Raw genomic sequence first — 19,333 nt, forward strand, 5'->3', positions numbered from 1 at the left:
ATGCGGTTACGCAGGTGTGTTTCAAGGGGGAATGAGAACGTATTCAGCCGCCGGACGACGCAGCGGCCACGCTGCCATCACGCCTGCTTGCCGCGCAGATGGCGACGCTGTGGGTTCGTTTCAAGGAGCCTGCGCATGCATTACGAGCTTTACTACTGGACCGGCATCCAGGGCCGCGGCGAGTTCGTCCGGCTGGCACTGGAGGACGCCGGCGCGGCCTACACCGACATGGCGCGCGTGCACGGCGACGAGGTGATGCAGCCGTTCCTGGACGGCGCGCAGGACGGGCTGCGACCGTTCGCGCCGCCATTCCTGGTCAGCGGCCGCCAGGTGATCGCCCAGGTCAGCGCGATCCTCGACCACCTCGGCCCGGAGCTGGGGCTGGTGCCCGAAGCGGCCTCACGGCGCATGCAGGCGCTGCAGTTGCAGCTGACCATCGCCGATCTGGTTGCGGAAGTGCACGACACCCATCATCCGATTTCCGGCGCGAAGTACTACGAGGACCAGAAAGCGGAGGCGAAGGCGCGGGCCGCGTCGATGCGGGACGAGCGCCTGCCGAAGTTCCTGGGCTGGTTCGAAAGCGTGCTGGAGGCCAATGGCGGCCTGCACCCGCTGCGCGAGCATTCGTATGTGGACCTGTCGCTGTTCCAGCTGGTCAGCGGCTTGAGTTACATGTTCCCGCGCCGGATGCAGGCGCTGCGCCCCACCCTGCCCCGGCTGCACGCGCTGCATGACCGCGTGCAACGGCGGCCGAACGTGGCCGCGTACCTGGCGTCTGAGCGCCGGTTGCCGTTCAACACGAACGGTATTTTCCGGCATTACCCGGAGCTGGACGGCGACGCATGATCTGGATTGCCCTGTGCCGCGTAGTGCCGGCCGCCGGCCGGCTCCACGTGGACTTCGGGCACCGCCTGGAGCCGGCCGGCGGCCGGCACTACGCAATCACGCGTTTCGGTGTTCTTTTTGCAGCGACAGCAGCGCCAGCAACCCCGCCAACGCCACGTACGCGCCCGCGAACTGCCACATGATCTGCTTCGGCAGCCCCACCAGCTGCCAGGGCAGGTAGATGCCGCCGCGCGGGTCCACCGAGTGGATCAGGCCGAACAGGGTCAGCGCCGCTGCCACCAGCAGGATGCCCGAGGCGCGCAGCAGCCGCCCGTCGATCATCGCCACCACGGCCGCGATCCACAGCATCGAGGTAATGATGAAGCCATTGCCCAGGGTGAAGATCACCGCCAGTTCCGGCAGCCCATGGCCATCCAGCGTGGTGGTCATCGCCGCCAGCTGCTCCGGCGCGATCCAGCCCGGCGCCTTGATCGCCAGCAGATACGCCACCGAGGGCAGGAAGCCCAGCACCATGGCGCCGGCATGCTCGCGCGGGGTGGCCTGGAAGGCCTGGGTGGTGATGTCGATCGCCACGTACACGATGATCGGCGCCAACACCGCCAGCGGCAGCCACTGCACCAGCCCGGAAATCACCCCAAGCATGCCGCCGATGCCCACGAACAGGCCGGTCAGCAGCGTGTAGCCGCTGCGCGCGCCCATGTGCTTGTACGCCGGCTGGCCGATGTACGGCGTGGTCTGGGCCACGCCGCCGCACAGCCCGGCCACCAGCGTGGCCACCGCTTCCACCAGCAGGATGTCGCGGGTGCGGTAGTCGTCGCCGGCCGCGCGCGCGCTTTCGGAGACGTTGATCCCGCCCACCACCATCAGCAGGCCGAACGGCAGCAGCAGCGGCAGGTAGGTCAGCGCAGTCGGCAGGCCGTCGATGAAGCCCAGCGTCGGCCACGGCAGCACCACCTGCGGCGGGGTCCATTCCGGCACCTTGAAGCCCGGCGCGCCCAGCCCGGCCAGGCCGAGCCCGTAGTACAGGACCGTGCCGAACACGAACGCCACCAGCACGCCGGGCGCGCGGATCGGCAGCTTGCGCTTGGCCACCAGCACATACAGCAGCAGGCCCAGGGTGACGAAGCCGACCACCGGCGAGCGCAGCGTTTCCAGCAGCGGCAGGAAGCCCATCAGCACGATCGCGATGCCGGCGATGGAGCCCAGCAGCGAGGCACGCGGCAGCGCGCGGGTGACCGCTTCGCCGAAGAACGAGAGGATGACCTTGAGCACGCCCATGATGACCAGCGAGGCCATGCCCAGCTGCCAGGTGGCGATGGCCGCGTCATGCGGCGCCAGTCCCTGCGCCTTGAAGGCGATGAAGGCCGGGCCCAATACCAGCAGCGCCATGCCGATGCTGGTTGGCGCGTCCAGGCCGAGCGGCATTGCCGTTACATCGTCGCGCCCGGTGCGTGCGGCCAGCCGCCGCGCCATCCACGTGTAGAGCACGTTGCCGACCAGCACGCCGAAGGCGGTGCCCGGGAACATGCGGCCAAACACCACGTCGGCCGGGAACTGGAAGATGCCCACCAGCGCCATTGCGATGAAGCCCAGGATCGACAGGTTGTCGACCACCAGGCCGAAGAAGCCGTTGAGATCGCCGGCAACGAACCAGCGGGGGCGTGCGGAAACGCCGGGGGAAGAAGGCATGCGGTGGGGGCACGGGTATGGGGGGTACCCGATGGTAGGGCCTGCGGCCCACGGATGACAGATTCATCCGTGGAACACCGGGGCGACCCTTACGGCTTGTTGAGGAAATTGTTCGCCAGCAGGTCCCGCACCTCCCCCACCCGCCCGTGCAGCAGCGCCTTGGCCGCATACAGGGCCGTACCCGCCACCTGCTTGGCCTCCACCTGCGGCGGCATCACCAGTTCGGTCGGGCTGGTGTGCACGTCCAGCAGCGCCGGGCCGGGGTGGGCCAGCACGTCCTGCACCGCCTGCTCCAGGTCTTCGCTGCGGGTCACGGTGCGGCCGTAGAAGCCGACCACCTCGGCCAACCGGCCGAAATCGGGGTTCTTCAGATCGGTGTAGTTGTCCAGCAGGCCCTGCACCTTCTGCTCCAGCTCCACGAAGTTCAGCGAGCTGTTGTTGTAGACCACCACCTTCACCGGCAGGTTCTCCTGCACCGCCGTCAACAGCTCACCCAGCAGCATGGCCAGCCCGCCGTCGCCGGACATCGAGATCACCTGCCGTCCCGGATACGCCTTCTGCAGGCCCAGCGCCTGCGGCAGCGCGTTGGCCATCGTGCCGTGCAGCAAGCTGGTCAGCGTGCGGCGGCGCCCGTTGCTGCGGATGTGGCGCAGCACCCACACCATCGGCGAACCGCAGTCGGCGGTGAACAGCGCATCCTCGTTCGCATGCCGGTCCAGCAGCGCGGTCAGGTGCTGCGGGTGGATCAACGTCCCTTCGCCCGGTTCCTCTTCCTTGGCGCGGGTTTCCAGCGCCGCGTCGCGGTGGCCGATGCACTCGTCCAGGAACGTGCGGTCATGGCGCTCGGGCAGCAGCGGCAGCAGGGCCTCCAACGTCGGCCCGATGTCGCCGACCACGCCCAGCTGCACCGGGTGGCGGCGGCCAAGGTGGCTGCCGTCGCGGTCGACCTGGATCAGCGTGGCCTTGTCCGGGTAGTACTGGCCCCAGGCGAAATCGGCGCCGAGCAGCAGCAGCGTGTCGCAGGCCATCAGCGTGTGGTAACCCGATTCGATGCCGAAGATGCCGGTCATGCCCATGTTGTACGGGTTGTCGTGCTCGACGAAGTCTTTCGCCCGCGAGGTATGCGCGATAGGTGCCTTCAGCCGTGCGCCGAGCGCCACCAGCGCGTCATGCGCGTGTTCGCAGCCTGCACCGGCGTAGATGCCGATGCGCTTGCCCTCCCCGATCAGCGCCGCGATCTGCTGCAGCTCGTCATCGTTCGGGCGCAGCACCGGCTGCGCGTAATGCACGGCGAACGGACGATCGTCCTTGACCTCGGCTTCGCTGATGTCGGCCGGCAGGATCACCACCGCCACCCCGCGCCGGCTGATCGCCGCCTGGCAGGCCAGCGCCACCACGCGGCGCGCCTGTTCCGGGCTGTAGACCTGCTCGCAGAACACGCTGCAGCTGGCGTACACCGCCTTGAAATCCACTTCCTGCGGAAACTCCATTCCAAGCTCGGCGGTGACCACCTGGCTGGCGATCAGCACCATCGGCGCGCGGTTGCGATTGGCGTCGAACACGCCGTTGATGAAGTGCAGCCCGCCCGGGCCACAGGAGCCGGCGCAGGCGGTGAGCTGGCCGCTGACCAGCGAATCGGCTCCGGCCGCGAACGCCGCCGCCTCTTCATGGCGCACGTGCACCCAGTCGATGTCGCTGCGATGGATCGCATCGGTGACATGGTTGAGGGTGTCGCCGACGATGCCGTAGCAATGCCGCACACCGGCGGCCTGGAGGGTGTCGACGACGATATCGGCAACGCGCTTGCTCATGACGGCACTTCCACGTTCAGGGGGAAGTGCCAGCCTAGACCTGCGTGGGTGACACCCGCGTGGGAATCAGCGCCTGTCCGGGCCATACATTGGTGTTAACCGGCGTCGGTCAGAACGAGACTTCGACCGCCTGCTGCGCCCACAGTACCGACTGATGGCCAGTGGCTTGCTTCCACGCCAGGCGGATCGCTTCGATGTCGGCGCGGCGCTGCGGGGTGTTTTCGTGCAGCACCACCAGCACCTTGGTGCGCAGCCGATTGGGCTCCTTGGCGCCACGGAACAGCCACTGGCCGTAGGCGTCGAACACGGTAAGGCCATCGGGGAAGCGCGGGGTGACCTGCTTGTCGAGGAACGCGCGCCACTGGGTTTCGGTGATCGCGTCGGTCTGCTTGCGCTCGGACGCGCCGCTTTCCTCGCCCACGCCGAAGTACAGCTCGCTGCGCACCCAGTTGGCGGCGGCGTCCGGGCGGGCCGCGTCGCCCTGGAGGCTGGCGGTGGTGGAGGCGGTGGTGCCGAGCGGGGTTGCTGTCGGCGTGGTGGTGGTGGCGCAGCCGCTGATGGCCAGGAAGGCGGCTAGCAGCAGGGGGTACGGCTTCATGTTGCGGGGGTCTCCGGGGGTGCGGCGGGAATTACCTGCGGTTATGAGCTGATGCCCGTGGGTACTGGGACTTGCATCACACCGCTCACTCACGCCAAGATAATATATCTCTTCATCCGGATGGAACAATAGTTTCGTTTGGAACAGCCGGGCAGAGCCCGGCGCTACCCCCTCATTTTTGCTGGAGCCTGCATGTCCCGTCCGTCCGCGTCGCGCCTTGGCCTTGCCATCGCGCTGGTCCTCTCCTCTCCCCTGCTGGCCCAGCAGCTGCACGCGCAGGACGCGCCCGCCAACGCCACGACGCTGGACACGGTGATCGTCACCGGTACCCGCGCGGTGGATCGCACGGTGCTGGAGTCGACCTCGCCGGTGGACGTGCTTACCGCCGAAGACATCCGCCGCGCCGGCGTGGTCAACGGTGAGCTGGGCAGCGCGCTGCAGGCGCTGCTGCCGTCGTTCAACTTCCCGCGCCAGTCCAACTCCGGCGGTGCCGACCACGTGCGCGCCGCGCAGCTGCGCGGGCTTTCGCCCGACCAGGTGCTGGTGCTGGTCAACGGCAAGCGCCGCCACACCAGCGCGCTGGTGAACACCGACAGCAAGATCGGCAAGGGCACCACGCCGGTGGACTTCAATTCCATTCCGGTCAGCGCGATCAAGCGCATCGAAGTCCTGCGCGACGGCGCCGGCGCGCTGTACGGCTCCGACGCCGTGGCCGGTGTCATCAACGTGATCCTGGACGACGCCCCGGAAGGCGGCGCCATCGAAGCCAGCTTCGGTGCCCACCACACCGACCTCAAGCCGATCGACCGCACCCTCACCGATGGCCAGACCAGCTTTGCCAGCGCCAAGGTCGGCACCCGACTCGGCGACGACGGCGGCTTCCTGCGCGTGGGCCTGGAACTGAAGAACCGCGAAGGCACCAACCGCGCCGGCTTCGACCAGATTCCGCCGTGGGACCAGAGCGACATCAACCTCGCCCTGCAGGGCCAGCGCAACTACGTGCTCGGCGACGGCAAGACCAAGGACCTCAACGCCTGGATCAACACCGAGCTCCCCTTCGGTGAAACCTCGAAGTTCTACTTCTTCAGCACCTTCAACCAGCGCGACAGCGAAGGCGCCAACTACTTCCGCTACCCCGACAGCGACGCCAACTGGCCCGAGCTTTATCCCAACGGCTACCGCCCGATCTCCGAAGGCGAGAACCGCGACGTGCAGGCCGTGGCCGGCGCACGCGGCCAGTGGGGCGAGTGGAATTACGACGCCAGCCTGGACTACGGCTTCAACGACTTCACCTACCGCCTGCGCAACTCGCTCAACGCCTCGCTCGGCCCGGGCAGCCCCACCCGCTTCAAGACCGGCGACTACCGCAATGAACTCACCGTGGGCAACTTTGACCTGAGCCGGGTGTTCAACCAGGGCGACAACAGCCACACCCTCGGCCTGGGCCTGGAAGCGCGCCGCGACCACTTCCAGACCCGCCCGGGCGACCCGGCCAGTTATGCGGCCGGCCCCTACACCGACCGCCCCACCGGTTCGCAGGCCGGTGGCGGCCTGACCCCGCGGGACGCCACCTCGCTCACGCGCGACGTGACCAGTGCCTATGCCAGCCTGTCCAGCCAGTTCGGCGAGAAGTTCTCCAGCGACCTGGCCGCACGCTACGAGCACAGCGACGACTACGGCGGCGAACTCACCGGCAAGCTCGGCCTGCGCTATGAATTCACCCCGGCGTTCGCGCTGCGCGGCGCGGTGTCCAACAACTTCCGCGCGCCGTCACTGGCGCAGATCGGATACGAGTCCACCTCCACCGGCTACAACGCGGCGGGCCAGCTGGTGCAGGGCCGGACGCTGTCGGTGAACAACCCGATCGCGCGCAGCCTGGGTGCCACTGATCTGAAGCCGGAGAAGTCGCTCAACACCAGCCTGGGCTTCACCAGCCGCATCGGCGAGCACTTCGACCTGTCGCTGGACGTCTACCAGATCGACATCGACGACCGCATCGCGCTTTCGGAAAGCATCACCGGCGACGCGCTCACCGATTTCGTGGACCAGCAGTTCGGCGTCAGCGGCCTGCAGAGCGCCAACTTCTTCGTCAACGCGGCCGACACCCGCACGCGCGGCGCCGAACTGGTCGCCAACTGGCGCCAGGCACTGGGCGATGGCCAGCTGCTGCTGACCGGCACCTACGCCTACAACAAGACCACGCTGAAGAACGTGGTGCCGACCCCGCCGGAGCTGAGCGCACTGGACCCGGCGTACGTGCTTTTCGGGCTGGAAGAGATCAACACGCTCACCGACGCCACCCCGCGCACCCGCGCGCAGCTGGCCGCCACCTGGGCCAATGACCGCTGGACCCTGAGCAGCCGGCTCAGTCGTTACGGCAGCGTGACCCGCGTGTTCGATTTCGGCGACGGATATGTGCCGCGCCAGACGTATGGGGCCGAGTGGCAGCTGGATGCGGAGGTGGAGTACCGGATCACGCCGCAGTGGAGCGTGGCGGTGGGTGGGCAGAACCTGACCGACAACTACTCGGATCTGTCCAATGAGGACATCTATTACTTTGGCAACCTGCCGTATGACGTGTTGTCGCCGATTGGCAGCAATGGTGCGTATTTCTATGGGCGGGTCCGGTACACGTTCTAAAGGCAGCGGGGCAGAGCCCCGCTCTACCGGCTGAATGGAATCTGGTGCGGACCTATTGTCCGCACCGGGATTTCACACCCCCGGTGGCATGTTGGCGCGCATGGCCAACGACTTCCCCCAACGTCCGACGCCACCACCGCTGGACGATGCCTGTGCGTTGTTCCTGGACGTGGATGGCACCCTCATTGAATTTGCGGAAGACCCCGAGGCAGTGGTCCTGCTGCCCGAGGTGCGCGAGGCGATCGGTCGCATCAGCGACCGTCTCGGCGGCGCCGTTGCGCTCATCAGCGGGCGCCCGCTGGCGCAGCTCGACCGCCTGTTCGCCCCGCTCCATCTCCCCGCCGCCGGCCTGCATGGCCACCAGGTGCGTGGCGTGGATGCCCCCGCCCGCAGCACCGAGGCCGACGCCGACACCAGCGAATGGCTGCACGGCGTGCACCAGCACGCCATGAAGTTCGCACATGGCCATCCCGGCGTACTGGTCGAAGACAAGGGCCGCAGCCTTGCCCTGCACTGGCGCAGTGCGCCGCATGCCGCGCAGGACGTGCGCGCCTTCGCCGAACACCATGCCGATGCGCACAGTGGCTATCGCCTGCAGGCCGGCGACCATGTGGTCGAATTCGTGCCCGAAGGCAGCGACAAGGGCCGTGCCCTCCATCAACTGATGCAGCAGCTGCCGTTCCGCGGCCGCGTGCCGGTGTTCCTGGGCGACGACCTCACCGACGAATTCGGCTTCGAGGCCGCCAACACCCTGCACGGCTGGAGCGTGCTGGTGGGGGAGCGCGAGCCCAGTGCCGCCGTGTTCGCCCTGCCCACCGTGCGTGACGTGCATGCCTGGTTGCTGCAGAACGCTTGAACATGACGCCAGAGAGCCCTTCCCCCATGAGTAAACCCAACCTGGACCTCGGCGTGGTCGGCAACGGCAGCTTCGGCGCCCTGATCGACCGCGACGCCCGCGTGGTATGGAGCTGCTTGCCCACCTTCGACGGCGACCCGACCTTCTGCGCACTGCTGCAGCCCAACCAGCAGGTTGGCGGCGACTTCGCCATCGAACTCGAAGACCTGGTCAGCAGCGAACAGGCATACCTGACCAACACCGCGATCCTGCGCACCGTGCTGCACGACAAGCACGGCGGTTCGCTGGAAATCATCGACTTCGCCCCGCGCTGGCGCCAGAACGATCGCTTCTACCGGCCGGTCAGCCTGATCCGCCAGGTGCGCCCGCTCGCCGGCAACCCGCGCATCGTGGTCCGCGCGCGGCCGCTGGCCGACTGGGGCGCACGCGTGCCCGACTCCACCTGGGGCAGCAACCACATCCGCTGGGTGCTGCCCGACCACGTGCTGCGCCTGACCACCGACGTGCCGATCCGCATGGTGCGCGACGAACTGCCGTTCGTGCTCAATCACCCGGTGCACCTGGTGCTGGGCGTTGACGAATCGCTGAACCGCTCGCTCAGTGGTTACGTGCAGGAATCGCTGCAGCGTACCCAGAGCTACTGGCGCGAGTGGGTGCGTTACCTGTCCATCCCCCTGGAATGGCAGGACGCGGTGATCCGCAGCGCCATCACCCTCAAGCTCTGCCAGTACGAAGACAGCGGCGCGATCATCGCCGCGATGACCACCTCCATTCCCGAAGCGCCGGGCAGCATCCGCAACTGGGACTACCGCTACTGCTGGCTGCGCGACGCCGCCTTCGTGGTGCGCGCGCTCAACCGGCTCGGTGCCACCCGCACCATGGAGCAGTTCCTCGGCTACATCTTCAACCTGGCCACCACCGACGGCAGTCTGCAGCCGCTGTACGGCATCGGCTTCGAGGCCAAGCTGGAAGAAAGCGAAGTGGCCTCGCTCGACGGCTACCGTGGCATGGGCCCGGTGCGGCGCGGCAACCTGGCCTGGGTGCAGCGCCAGCACGACGTGTACGGCAGCGTGGTGCTCGCTTCCACCCAGCTGTTCTTCGACCGCCGCCTGCAGGACCCGGGCGATGCCCACACCTTCGCGCGGCTGGAGCCACTGGGCGAACAGGCCTTTGCGCTGCACGACGTGCCCGACGCAGGGCTGTGGGAGTTCCGCGGCCGCACCGAAGTGCACACCTACACCAGCGCGATGTGCTGGGCCGCCTGCGACCGCCTGTGCAAGATCGCGGTGCGCCTGAAGCTGGACCACCGCGCCGAGTACTGGCGCGACCGCGCCAACACCATCCACGCGCGGATCATGGACGAAGCCTGGAGCGACGAGCTCGGCCACTTCACCGACACCTACGGTGGTCACCGCCTGGATGCCTCGCTGCTGCTGCTGGCCGACATCGGCTTCATCAGCGCCGACGATGCGCGCTTCGTCGCCACGGTCGAAGCCATTGGCCGCGATCTCAAGCACGGCAATGCGCTGTACCGCTACGTGGCGCCGGACGATTTCGGCGAGCCGGAAACCAGCTTCACCATCTGCACGTTCTGGTACATCGACGCGCTGGCCGCGATCGGCCGGCTGGACGAAGCGCGCGAGATGTTCGAGATGCTGCTCGAACGCCGCAACCACCTCGGCCTGCTGTCCGAAGACCTGGCCTTCGACAACGGCGAAGCCTGGGGCAACTTCCCGCAGACCTATTCGCACGTGGGCCTGGTCACGGCCGCGATGCGCCTTTCGCGCAGCTGGCAGGAAGCCTCATGAGCCGTCTCGTCGTTGTATCCAATCGTGTTGCCGCGCCCGGCGTGGCTGCCCCCGGCGGACTCGCGGTCGGCCTGCTGGCCGCGCTGAAGGAACGTGGCGGCATGTGGTTCGGGTGGAGCGGCAAATCGGTGAAAGAGCCCAGCGGCGCCGTGCACGAGCAGACCGAGGGTGACATCCGCTACGTCACCCTGGACCTCAACAAGCGCGACGTGGACGGCTACTACAACGGCTTCGCCAACCGCACTCTGTGGCCACTGCTGCACTTCCGCCTGGACCTGGTCGACTACGACCGCGGCACCCGCGAGACCTACCGCCAGGTCAACGCACTGTTCGCCGAAAAGCTGGCGCCGCTGCTGCGCGAAGACGACATCGTGTGGATCCACGACTACCACCTGATTCCGCTGGCCTCGCTGCTGCGCGAGCGCGGCATCGGCTGCCGCATCGGCTTCTTCCTGCACGTGCCGATGCCCTCGGCCGACCTGCTGCAGGCCATGCCCGACCACCTGCGCCTGTTCTCCAGCCTGTACGCCTACGACCTGGTCGGCTTCCAGACCCAGCGCGACGCGGACCGCTTCCAGTCCTACGTGCGCCTGTTCGCCGGCGGCCGCGTGCTGCCCGACGGCATGCTCGAAGCGCCCGGCGGGCGGCGCTTCCGCGCGGCCGCGTTCCCGATCGGCATCGACACCGCACACATCGAACGCCAGGCCAAGGCCGGTGCCAGCAAACCGGCGGTACGCGACCTGCGCAACAGCCTGCGCGACCGCCAGCTGGCCATCGGCGTGGACCGCCTCGACTACTCCAAGGGCCTGCCCGAGCGTTTCCTGGGCTTCGAGCGCTACCTGCAGCGCCACCCGGACCAGCGCGGCAGCCTGACCTACCTGCAGATCGCCCCGGTCTCGCGCGGTGATGTCACCGAATACCGCCAGCTGCGTGGCCAGCTCGAACAGATCGCCGGGCACATCAACGGCGGTTTCGCCGCGCCGGACTGGACCCCGCTGCGCTATGTGAACCAGAACTTCGCACACGCCACCCTCACCGGCTTCTACCGCGCCGCCGCTGTAGGGCTGGTCACGCCACTGCGCGACGGTATGAACCTGGTCGCTAAGGAGTACGTGGCCTCGCAGGACCCGGAGAATCCCGGCGTGCTGGTGCTGTCGCTATTGGCCGGTGCGGCCGACGAGCTGAAGCAGGCCCTGCTGGTCAATCCGCACGACCTGGATGGCGTGGCCGATGCCATCGCCACCGCCGCCACCATGCCGCTGCGCAAGCGGGTGGAACGCTGGCAGGCGATGATGGAGCACCTGCGCACCTACGACATCAACCATTGGCGCCAGTCGTACCTGCAGGCGCTGGAAAACGGCTGATTGCGACAGTTCCGAGGGGGTCAACCGTGTCGTTTTCTGCACGGAATCGCTTTTGGCCTGTGCATCATTCGGTGTGATGCAGAATTTTTAGGAGTGTGTCGTTTTTCGCACACTCTTTGCGCAAGACCGCGCAGGGGTCTGCCCTCGATATCGATAGGCATCCTAAATCACCGAAATCAGGGCCGGATTCGCAACCTTCGGCCCCTGCGACTTTCATTTCGCATTGACAGCGCATCCCGACATTGACGCCCGCAGAGCCCGTGCATGCCGCATGGGTCGTGCATTCGGGAATCAGATTGATGTCACTGCTGGAACGCTTCATCGAAGACACCGCCCTGCACATGGGCCTGGGCCACCGCGCGCGCAGCCTGGTGGACGTGCTGGTCGACTACATCCGCAGCCTGCCGGACGGCGTGCACGGCCTGCGCCGACGCTTCGATGCGGTGGGCTTGGGCTTCCCGGGGGACGGCCGCCCACCGCGCCTGCTGGCCAGCCAGCTGGAAGCGGTGGTGGGCCGCGAGGAACTGGCCGTGCTGGCCCGTCGCGCCGCCTTCCCCACCGGCATGTTCGCGGTGGTGGCCTCGGACCTGCTGCCGGGCCTGCTCGACGTGCTGGAACAGGAGGCACGCAGCCCGCAGGCGCCGCCCAGCGCAGCGCGCCAACCGCGCCACGGCCCCACCCTGCGCCTGGTGCGCGGCACCGCCCTGCGCGGCGTGCTGTGGGTGATGGTGGCCGGCGCCCTGCTGTGCCTGACCGGCTGGATCCACCAGAAGACCCGGGTCAGTGCCGGCGCACCGGTGGCCCACGCCGAACAGAAGACCCCGCCGCGGCTGTCGCTGGCCAACAACGACGGGGTGATCGACGTGCGCGGCCGCCTGCCCGGCGAGGCGGACCGGCGCAAGGTGTGGAGCGCGCTGGTGGCCCAGTACGGCCAGCGCGGGGTCAGCGGCGACATCCTGCGCGACCCGCTGGCCGCCGAGCCGCGCTGGCTGGACCGCCTGGTCAGCCTGGCCCCGGTGCTGCGCCACCCCGGCCTGTCGCTGTCGTTCAACGGCGACACCCTGCACGTGGAGATGGCCCGGCTGCCGGAGCAGGACCGCATCGCGGTCTCCACCACGTTGCGCCGCGGCTTCGGCCACATGCAGGTCACCGGCCTGTGGGACGCCGGACGGGTGGCGCTCTCGCAGCTCCCGGCGCGGCCCGAGCCGGCGGAACTGGTGGCGGCACTGAACCAGGGCAAGGTGAAGTTCGAACACAAGTCGCCCACCCTGCGTGCCGACGGCCACGACATGCTGCGCGCCAGCGCGCAGGCGATTTTGGCGGCCGACCCGGGCGTGAAGCTGGAGGTGGGCAGCCACACCGACAGCCTGGGCAGCGCCGAAACCAACCAGCACCTGAGCCAGCAGCGCGCGGAAATGGTGGTGGCCGAACTGCAGGCGCAGGGCGTGCCGCTGGGGATGCTGGTGCCGCGGGGTTATGGCGAAGAACAGCCGGTGGCCGACAACCGGTGGGAATCGGGGCGGGACCGCAACCGGCGGATCGAGTATTCGATTTTGCGGTGAGTGGGTTGGGGTTGCCACGCAGGGCGTGGCACTACCGGGGTCTGGACGGTAGCGCCACGCCCTGCGTGGCTGCTCTTCACGACGCGATCCAAGCCAACGTGGCCATGCGCCCCGTCCGCCGATCCCGCCGATGCGAATAGAACCGCCCCGGCTCGGCGATGGTGCACAACTGCCCGCCACTGATCGCGGCCGGGTCCACCCCCGCCGCCACCAGCCGGCGCCGTGCCAGCGCGTACAGGTCCACCTTCCAGTGTCCTGGACGGGTCGCAACGAATGCCCCCGCCGCACCCGCATCGCGCTCCACGAACGCGTTGAACACGTCTTCGCCAATCTCATACTCGGCCGGCCCGGCTGCGGGCCCCAGCCAGGCCTGCAGCGCACCCGGCGCCGTCTGCATCGCCGCCACGGTCGCCTCCAGCATGCCGTCGGCCAACCCGCGCCACCCGGCGTGGGCAGCACCGATCTCGCGACCATCGCGCGCCGCCAGCACCACCGGCAGACAGTCCGCCGTGAGGATGGCCAGGACCACGCCCGGCACCGAGGTCACCGCCGCGTCAGCGGTCGGCTCAAACTCAAGCCCCTCTCCAGCAGGCGCCGCCTCGAACCGCAGCACCGCCGTCCCGTGCACCTGGCGCAGCCAATGCGGCGCCGAGGGCAACCGAAGCCCCGCCGCCAGCAGCGCGCGGTTGCGCGCCACCTGGGCCGGATCATCGCCGTCGGCGGCGGTGCGGTTGCCCATGTTGAACTGGTCGAACGGCGCCACCGAGCCCCCCGCGCCATAGCGCAGGGTGGTCAGCGCATGGACGCCGGGCGCCGCCGGCCAGTCGGCCGCCAGCACCGGCAGCGGAGCAGACGGCGTGGCCATCAGCGGCGCCCGCGTTCCAGCTCGGCGATGCGCTTGGTGTCCTCGCGCAGCGCGTCCATCAGCGCCACCATGTCGGCCGGCACCGGCGCGCTGTTGCGGATCGGCTCACCGGTGATCGGGTGGGCGAACTCCAGCGTTTCCGCATGCAGCGCCTGGCGCTTGAAGCCGCGCAGCTGGGCCACCAGCTCGTCGCTGGCGCCCTTGGGCAGCTTCAGCGCGCCGCCGTACAGCGAATCGCCCACGATGGCGTGCTTGAGGTGCGCCATGTGTACGCGGATCTGGTGGGTACGCCCGGTTTCCAGGCGGCATTCCAGCGCCGTGTGCGCGCGGAAGCGCTCACGCAGGCGGTAGTGGGTCACCGCGTCCTTGCCGTCTTCGCGCACCGCCATGCGGATGCGGTCGCGCGGGTGGCGGTCGATCGGCGCATCGGCGGTACCGCCGGAGACCAGCGCGCCCACCACCACCGCCAGATATTGGCGGTGCACGTTGCGCGCGGCCAGCTGCTCCACCAACGCGGTCTGCGCCTGGATCGTGCGGGCCACCACCATCACCCCGCTGGTGTCCTTGTCCAGGCGGTGCACGATGCCCGCACGCGGCAGCACCGACAGGCCCGGGTCGCGGAACAGCAGCGCGTTGACCAGGGTGCCGCTCGGGTTGCCGGCGCCCGGGTGGACCACCAGCCCGACCGGCTTGTTGATCACGTAAACGTGTTCATCCTCGTACAGGATGTCCAGCGGGATGTCCTCGGGCTCGGCGTGGGTCTGGGTGTCGAGCACGACATGCAGGCTGGCCACCTCGCCGCCGCGCACCGGGTCGCGGCCGCGCACCGGGTTGCCGTCCAGCAGGACGTCGCCGGACTTGATCCACTCGGTCAGCTTGGACCGGGAAAACTCCGGGAACAGTTCGGCCAGCACGGCGTCGAAACGCCGCCCGGCGGCGGTATCAGGCACGGTGGCCTGGCGGTTGGAGTCGGTTTCAGAAGCGTTATCGGACATGGGGAGCACACCGCAGGAAGACAATTTTGGGGTCCGGGCGACCACTTTCAGTCGCAGGACAGGCCACTAGGCTATCATCGACCCTTCGTATTCCAGCCGCGTCCCGCCCTGACCCCATGATCCGACGCTCTTCCCTGCTGTCCGCGCCCGTCCGCACCGCGGCCCTGATGCTGGTCCTGGCCCTTGTTTCCACCGGCTGCCACCGTGGCGCCAAGGGTGACAACCCGGAAGAAGGCCAGCCGGTCGAAACGATCTACGAAAAGAGCCACGGCCTGATGGAGAAAGGCAACTGGAGCGGGGCCGAGGCCACCTTCCGCCGCCTGATCGCCCAGTACCCGTATGGTCCGTACACCGAGCAGGCGATGATCGAAACCGCCTACGCCCAGTACAAGGCCGGCAAGCACGACGACGCGGTGTCCAGCATCGACCGCTTCATCCGTACCTATCCGACCCACCGCAACATCGCCTACATGTACTACCTGCGTGGCCTGGCCAACAGCAACCGCAACACGGTGTTCCTGCGCCGCGTGTGGTCGCTGGACCCGAGCCGCCGCGACCTGTCCACCCCGCGCCAGGCCTACTCCGACTTCAACATCGTGGTCGAGCGCTACCCCAACAGCCGCTACGCCGCCGACGCGCGCAGCCGCATGCTGGAGCTGCGCGACGTGTTCGCCCAGCACGAGCTGGACAACGCCCTGTATTACCTGCGCCGCGAGGCCTACGTCTCGGCCGCCGGCCGCGCCAACTACCTGCTGGAAACCTACCCCCAGAGCGCGTTCCAGTACGACGCCGTGGCCGCCCTCGGTGAGGCCTACACCCACCTGGGCAACAAGACCCTGGCCGACGACGCGCGCCGCGTGCTGGAGCTGAACCAGCCGGAGCACCCGTGGCTGCAGGGCAACTGGCCGAAGTACCCGTGGATGGTGCGCAAGCTGAACCCGTTCGCCGGCGAGAAGTCCGCCAGCACCGGCCAGCGCAACGCGACCATGAACCGCCGTTGATTCCAGCGGCCGGTTGAAACGAAGAAGGGTCCCTTGCGGGACCCTTTTTTGTTGCATGGGAATCAGTGGGCGAAACTGCCTGGCCCATCTTCGGTGCGCGTGATGATCGAGCTCACCCGCCCCTGGTCGTCCATCTGCGTCGAGAACGGTGCCAGCATCACGTGCCGGGGCCATTCCAGCTCGTAGTCCGGCCGGGGCTCGGCCTGCCTCAGGATGCCTCCCCCGGCGACAACCGTGAATGGCAAACGCGATCCGGTGGAGTAGTCGGCCGGAGGAATCACCGCCGGTGCGTGCCAGGCAGGCACGTTGGTCACCGACACCGGGACTGGCGTGGAAAAGGACACGAGAAATCGACCGTGCCGGGTTGAACCCTCGATAGGCAGGTGTCCGGTCTCGACAAACTGCTTCGGGGATACGGGGCGCGGGTTCGCCGGGACGTCGGAAACGGGCATGCAGCAGGCTCCAGTGAGAGGAACCCCTGACTTTATCCAGCCTCCGCCGAGCCGCTTTCGCGTTTCGCTCAGCCCTTGTAGCCGTTGGTGATCGGATAGCGCCGCTCACGCCCAAACGCGCGGCGCGAGACCTTCGGCCCCGGTGCGGCCTGGTGGCGCTTCCACTCGCTGGTGCGTACCAGGCGCAGCACGCGGTCGACCACCTCGGCGGCATAGCCTGCGGCCACGATTTCCTCGCGCGACTGCTCCTGGTCCACATAACGGTACAGAATGCCGTCCAGCACGTCGTAGGCCGGCAGCGAGTCCTGGTCGGTCTGGTTGGCACGCAGCTCGGCCGATGGCGGGCGCGAGATCACCGCCGGCGGAATCACCGGGGCGCCGCCGACCGTGTTGCGCCACTTGGACAGGCCGAATACTTCCGTCTTGTACAGGTCCTTCAACGGCGCGTAGCCACCGCACATGTCGCCGTAGATGGTGGCGTAACCCACCGCGTACTCGCTCTTGTTGCCGGTGGTCAGCAGCAGCCCGCCGAACTTGTTGGACAGCGCCATCAGGATCACGCCGCGCGCGCGCGACTGCAGGTTCTCTTCGGTAACATCCGCTGCCTGGCCTTCGAACATCGGGCCCAGCGCGGTCATCAGGCCTTCGAAGACCGGCTCGATCGACACCGCTTCCAGCTTCACGCCCAGCGCGCGGCACTGCTCGGCGGCCAGGTCGTTGGACATGTCCGCCGTGTAGCGCGACGGCAGCCGCACCGCCGTGACGTTGTCCGCGCCCAGCGCATCCACCGCCATCGCCAGCACCAGCGCCGAGTCGATGCCGCCGGACAGGCCCAGCCACACCTTCTTGAAACCATTCTTGCCGCAGTAATCGCGAATGCCCCGGGTGACCGCGCGCCAAGCCAGCGCGTCCATGCTTTCGTCGCCGTCGTCCATCCACTCGCGCGGCAGGAAGCGGCGGCTCTCGGCGTCGTAGTCCACTACCAGCCACTGGTCGGTAAAGGCCGCCGCCGCCGGGTGCACGGTGCCGTCGCCATCGGCCACGACCGAGGCGCCGTCGAAGGTCAGCGCATCCTGCCCGCCCACCATGTTCACGTACAGCAGCGCCGCACCGCTTTCGCGGGTTCGCTCGGCCAGCAGCGCATCGCGCTGGGCGTGCTTGCCGCGCTCATAGGGCGAGGCGTTGGGAATCACCACCAGCTCGGCGCCATTGCGCACGGTGTCGGCCAGCGGTTCGGGGAACCACAGGTCCTCGCAGACCAGCACGCCCACCGGCACGCCCTTCAGCTCGAACACGCAGCTGCCGCCATCCGGGTCGATGTCGAAGTAGCGGCGCTCGTCGAATACCGCGTAGTTGGGCAGCTCGCGCTTGCGGTAGGTGTGCAGCACCTTGCCGTCGCGCAGCACGCTGGCCGCGTTGTACACCACCGCCCCGGTGGCCTCGGGCCAGCCGACCACCGCGGTGATGCCCTTGGTGCTGGCCGCAATGCGGGCCATGGCCTGCTGGCAGTCGTACAGGAAGCGCGGGCGCAGCAGCAGGTCTTCCGGCGGGTAGCCGCTGATCGCCAGTTCCGGGAACACCACCAGCTCCGCCCCGAACTCATCGCGCGCCTCGGCGATCATCTCGATGATGGTGTCGGTATTGCGCTCGACCGCCCCCACCGGGAAATCGAACTGAGCCATCGCAATGCGGATCGAGGTCATGGGTGCGGCCTGTGGATGCAGTGACCCATTGTAACGCTGGTGGTTTAACCGGGACGAACGGTGTCGGACCGCCTGGGTCGGCCAACGGCCGACGCTACCAGCGCACAGGGACCATCGCCGTAGGCCGGGCCAAACAGGAATCATCGGTAGCGCCGGCCGTTGGCCGGCCCAGGCGGTGCCGGCCGCAGAAAGCAAAACGCCGCCCGAAGGCGGCGTTTTGCGCGGTACCAGCCGACGACAGTCGGCGCTACCTTATTTCACCAGCTTTGCGATGGCGGCGCCCAGGTCGCCCGGGGAGCGGACGGTGACAACACCGGCGGCTTCCATGGCGGCGAACTTGCCTTCTGCCGTGCCCTTGCCGCCCGATGCGATCGCACCGGCGTGGCCCATGCGCTTGCCGGCCGGAGCCGAGGCGCCCGCGATGAAACCGACAACCGGCTTCTTCACGTGGTTCTTGATGTACTCGGCACCGGCTTCTTCAGCGTCGCCGCCGATTTCGCCAACCATGATGATGCCTTCGGTCTGCGGGTCTTCGTTGAACAGCTTGAGGCAGTCAACGAAGTTCAGGCCGTTGATCGGGTCGCCGCCGATACCGATGCAGGTCGACTGGCCCAGGCCCACTTCCGTGGTCTGCTTGACCGCTTCATAGGTCAGGGTGCCCGAACGCGACACGATGCCGATCTTGCCCGGCTTGTGGATGTGGCCCGGCATGATGCCGATCTTGCACTCGCCCGGGGTGATCACGCCGGGGCAGTTCGGCCCGATCAGCACGGTGTCCGGATGCGAACGGGTCAGCACGTTCTTCACGCGCAGCATGTCCAGCACCGGAATGCCTTCGGTGATGCACACGATGACCTTGATGCCGGCAGCCGCAGCTTCCAGGATCGCGTCAGCCGCGTACGGCGGCGGGACGTAGATGACCGACGCATTGGCGCCGGTGCTCTGCACCGCATCGGCCACGGTGTTGAACACCGGCAGGTCGATATGGGTGGTGCCGCCCTTGCCCGGCGTCACGCCGCCAACGACCTGGGTGCCGTACTCGATCATCTGAGTGGCGTGGAAGGTGCCCTGCTGGCCGGTGAAGCCCTGCACGATCACCTTGGTGTTCTTATTGATCAAAACAGACATTGTTTTTCCTTCGGT

15 protein-coding genes are annotated in these 19,333 nt (G+C 68.0%); 7 read left to right on the top strand and 8 right to left on the bottom strand.

Features of this window, described 5'->3' with window-relative positions; translation table 11 throughout:
- Positions 1 to 135: 135 nt before the first annotated feature.
- On the top strand, positions 136 to 846 hold the full coding sequence (locus PDM28_RS14750) for a glutathione S-transferase (protein WP_311182606.1): 711 nt from the start codon (positions 136 to 138) through the stop codon (positions 844 to 846).
- Positions 847 to 942: 96 nt separating this feature from the next.
- Here the strand turns inward: PDM28_RS14750 and PDM28_RS14755 are convergent, their stop codons facing one another.
- The 3 genes from PDM28_RS14755 to PDM28_RS14765 form a co-directional block, all read right to left on the bottom strand.
- On the bottom strand, positions 943 to 2,535 hold the full coding sequence (locus PDM28_RS14755; protein ID WP_311182607.1) for a SulP family inorganic anion transporter: 1,593 nt from the start codon (positions 2,533 to 2,535) through the stop codon (positions 943 to 945).
- 89 nt (positions 2,536 to 2,624) lie between these two features.
- The gene (locus PDM28_RS14760; RefSeq protein ID WP_311182608.1) at positions 2,625 to 4,346 is read right to left on the bottom strand and encodes a thiamine pyrophosphate-dependent enzyme; all 1,722 of its coding nucleotides are present in this window, start codon (positions 4,344 to 4,346) and stop codon (positions 2,625 to 2,627) included.
- 109 nt (positions 4,347 to 4,455) lie between these two features.
- Positions 4,456 to 4,944: a DUF3574 domain-containing protein gene (locus tag PDM28_RS14765; protein ID WP_311182609.1), complete on the bottom strand. Its 489-nt coding sequence runs from the start codon at positions 4,942 to 4,944 to the stop codon at positions 4,456 to 4,458.
- A gap of 192 nt (positions 4,945 to 5,136) precedes the next feature.
- Here PDM28_RS14765 and PDM28_RS14770 point away from each other — a divergent pair, with 192 nt between their 5' ends.
- The 5 genes from PDM28_RS14770 to PDM28_RS14790 all read left to right on the top strand — a co-directional run bounded on the left by PDM28_RS14770 (position 5,137) and on the right by PDM28_RS14790 (position 13,174).
- Entirely contained in the window at positions 5,137 to 7,584 is a 2,448-nt protein-coding gene (locus PDM28_RS14770) for a TonB-dependent receptor plug domain-containing protein (protein WP_311182610.1), read from the top strand.
- Positions 7,585 to 7,684: 100 nt separating this feature from the next.
- The gene (gene otsB, locus PDM28_RS14775; RefSeq protein ID WP_311182611.1) at positions 7,685 to 8,440 is read left to right on the top strand and encodes a trehalose-phosphatase; all 756 of its coding nucleotides are present in this window, start codon (positions 7,685 to 7,687) and stop codon (positions 8,438 to 8,440) included.
- Positions 8,441 to 8,466: 26 nt separating this feature from the next.
- Positions 8,467 to 10,248 carry a glycoside hydrolase family 15 protein gene (locus tag PDM28_RS14780; RefSeq protein WP_311182612.1) on the top strand — a complete coding sequence of 594 codons (1,782 nt, stop codon included), beginning with the start codon at positions 8,467 to 8,469 and terminating at the stop codon, positions 10,246 to 10,248.
- Positions 10,245 to 11,612, top strand: a complete 1,368-nt coding sequence (gene otsA / locus PDM28_RS14785) for an alpha,alpha-trehalose-phosphate synthase (UDP-forming) (protein ID WP_311182613.1) — start codon at positions 10,245 to 10,247, stop codon at positions 11,610 to 11,612. Before PDM28_RS14780 ends, otsA begins: the two co-directional genes overlap by 4 nt.
- A 299-nt stretch (positions 11,613 to 11,911) precedes the next feature.
- Positions 11,912 to 13,174 carry an OmpA family protein gene (locus tag PDM28_RS14790; RefSeq protein WP_311182614.1) on the top strand — a complete coding sequence of 421 codons (1,263 nt, stop codon included), beginning with the start codon at positions 11,912 to 11,914 and terminating at the stop codon, positions 13,172 to 13,174.
- 76 nt (positions 13,175 to 13,250) lie between these two features.
- On the opposite strand, the gene pgeF is transcribed toward PDM28_RS14790, so the two are convergent.
- Both pgeF and rluD read right to left on the bottom strand, forming a co-directional pair.
- Positions 13,251 to 14,039: a peptidoglycan editing factor PgeF gene (gene pgeF / locus PDM28_RS14795; RefSeq protein ID WP_311182615.1), complete on the bottom strand. Its 789-nt coding sequence runs from the start codon at positions 14,037 to 14,039 to the stop codon at positions 13,251 to 13,253.
- Entirely contained in the window at positions 14,039 to 15,034 is a 996-nt protein-coding gene (gene rluD / locus PDM28_RS14800) for a 23S rRNA pseudouridine(1911/1915/1917) synthase RluD (RefSeq protein WP_311182616.1), read from the bottom strand. Before rluD ends, pgeF begins: the two co-directional genes overlap by 1 nt.
- A gap of 116 nt (positions 15,035 to 15,150) precedes the next feature.
- Between rluD and PDM28_RS14805 the strand changes: the two genes are divergently transcribed.
- Entirely contained in the window at positions 15,151 to 16,035 is an 885-nt protein-coding gene (locus PDM28_RS14805; RefSeq protein ID WP_102945229.1) for an outer membrane protein assembly factor BamD, read from the top strand.
- A 62-nt stretch (positions 16,036 to 16,097) separates the two neighbouring features.
- Here PDM28_RS14805 and PDM28_RS14810 read toward each other — a convergent pair whose 3' ends face one another.
- The 3 genes from PDM28_RS14810 to sucD form a co-directional block, all read right to left on the bottom strand.
- Positions 16,098 to 16,487 carry a hypothetical protein gene (locus PDM28_RS14810; protein ID WP_311182617.1) on the bottom strand — a complete coding sequence of 130 codons (390 nt, stop codon included), beginning with the start codon at positions 16,485 to 16,487 and terminating at the stop codon, positions 16,098 to 16,100.
- 68 nt (positions 16,488 to 16,555) lie between these two features.
- Complete coding sequence (locus tag PDM28_RS14815) at positions 16,556 to 18,190, bottom strand: NAD+ synthase (protein WP_311182618.1); 1,635 nt, start codon at positions 18,188 to 18,190, stop codon at positions 16,556 to 16,558.
- Between the two features lie 252 nt (positions 18,191 to 18,442).
- Positions 18,443 to 19,318 (bottom strand): succinate--CoA ligase subunit alpha, encoded by an 876-nt coding sequence (gene sucD / locus PDM28_RS14820; protein WP_017356169.1) that lies wholly within the window; start codon positions 19,316 to 19,318, stop codon positions 18,443 to 18,445.
- Between the last annotated feature and the right edge of the window lie 15 nt (positions 19,319 to 19,333).

The organism is Stenotrophomonas aracearum (assembly GCF_031834615.1).
In the GTDB taxonomy this organism is placed as follows: Bacteria; Pseudomonadota; Gammaproteobacteria; order Xanthomonadales; family Xanthomonadaceae; genus Stenotrophomonas; species Stenotrophomonas aracearum.